The sequence below is a fragment of the Candidatus Aquicultor secundus genome, assembly GCF_002791875.1.
Taxonomy (GTDB): Bacteria; Actinomycetota; Aquicultoria; order Aquicultorales; family Aquicultoraceae; genus Aquicultor_A; species Aquicultor_A secundus.
In genome coordinates this window covers 9550-11261 of sequence record NZ_PFNG01000092.1, presented here as the reverse complement: position 1 = coordinate 11261, position 1712 = coordinate 9550, and the positions used below count along the sequence as shown (strand labels likewise).

General features: G+C 50.2%; 1 protein-coding gene and 1 tRNA gene. Both read right to left on the bottom strand.

The window, feature by feature from the left end:
- A complete protein-coding gene (gene tig, locus COY37_RS03885) occupies positions 1-1410 on the bottom strand; it encodes a trigger factor (protein WP_286679195.1) in 1410 nt (469 codons plus the stop codon).
- Between the two features lie 45 nt (positions 1411-1455).
- A tRNA-Leu gene (locus COY37_RS03880) sits at positions 1456-1537 on the bottom strand.
- Positions 1538-1712 lie beyond the last annotated feature (175 nt).

Genomic DNA, 1712 nt, shown 5'->3' with positions numbered 1-1712 from the left:
TTACTGCTCTTCTATTACTTCCGGTTTGCTAGCCTCATCGGCCTCATTGGATTCGCCGGCCTCGCTGGCTTCGGTAGTTTCTTCAGCTTCTTCTGCCGCTTCTTTTTCCGTTATCACCGAGCGCTCAACCAACCAGTCGATTGCCTTGCTGATTAAAATCCTCTTTTTGAGCGCGCCGATGCTGCCTTTCATCTCGAAAATATGCTTTACTTCCTCGAAGTCGCGCCCGGTTGCTTCTGCCGCCTTATTTATCTCATTATCGACCTCTTCAGGTGTAACTTCAATATTTTCTGCCTCCGCAACGGCCTCAACAACCATGCGGCTTTTTACCCTGTGACGTGCTCTATCGTGCCAGTCGCCGCGTAGAGCTTCCTTGGTCATGCCGGTTAATTCAAGATACTGGTCGAGGTCTAAACCCTGCCTTTTAACGTCACCGGCAAAGTCTTCGAGCATGTCGTCGATCTCCTGCTCGATCATAACTTCGTGAACCTCTGCCTGAGAAAGGTCGGTGACCGCGTCAACGATTTCGCCCTTTACCTCAGCATCGGCGTATTTACTTTTAACTTCGTAAATCTTCTCCCTTATATCTGCCCGTAAATCATCAAGCGTATCAAATCCAACCTGCTTGGCGAAATCATCGCTAAGCTCCGGGAGTTTCTTCTCTTTGATCTCCTTAACCGCGACCTTAAACGTCGCTTCCTTGCCGGCTAGCTGGTCGTTCCCATAGTCCTCGGGAAACGTTACCTTAATATCCTTGGCCTCTCCCTTTTTCATGCCGGCTATCTGCTCTTCAAAGCCAGGGATAAACGTGCCCGAGCCTATCTCAAGCATGTAGTCGTTGGCCTGGCCGCCTTCAAACGGCTCTCCATCCGAGAAACCCTCGAAGTCTATCAGGGCGAAGTCTCCCTCTTTGATGGGCCTATTCTCAACCGGTTCCAGGTTCGCAAAGTTGTTTCTTAACCCATCGAGCTGGCTCGAAATCTCGCCATCCGACGGTTCCGATGACGGCTTGTCTACTTCAAGACCCGTGTACTTACCAAGCTTTACTTCCGGCTTTACCTTGACCTTGGCGGTAAAGATAAGCGGCTTGCCCTCTTCAGCCTGGACGATATCGACCTCAGGCTGATCAACCGGCTCTATGTCGCTCTCTTTGAGCGCATCCATATAGTAGTGCGGCAGCGCCTGCTCCAGCGCCTCTTCGCGGACAGCTTCCTTGCCTACCCTGCTGTCGATAATGGCTTTCGGGATTTTACCTTTCCTAAAGCCCGGGACGACAAGTTGGTCGGCTATCCGCTTATATGCCTGACCAACAGCCGCGTCAAATACGTTGGTGGGAACCTCTACTTTGAGAAGAACGGTATCCTTCTCCTCCTCCAACCTTTCAACCTCTGTCTTTACTTCTGTCTTCAATATAGGCCTCCTATATATCATTGATAAATCATCAGGACGATTTTGTGCGAGAGGGGGGACTCGAACCCCCACAGGTCTCCCCACTAGATCCTAAGTCTAGCGCGTCTGCCAATTCCGCCACTCTCGCGTCTTAGAAACTAGAGACTAGAAACTAGAAACTAGATTAAAGTCCCTAGGAAAACATTCGCTACTACGAACCGCTTCCCTGTTTTTAATCTAGTCTTGCACAAGTGCCGTTCTAGTCTCTAGTACCGCGACATCTACTTTCTGTGCATGTCATTCTGAAGGAGCGAATGCGACTG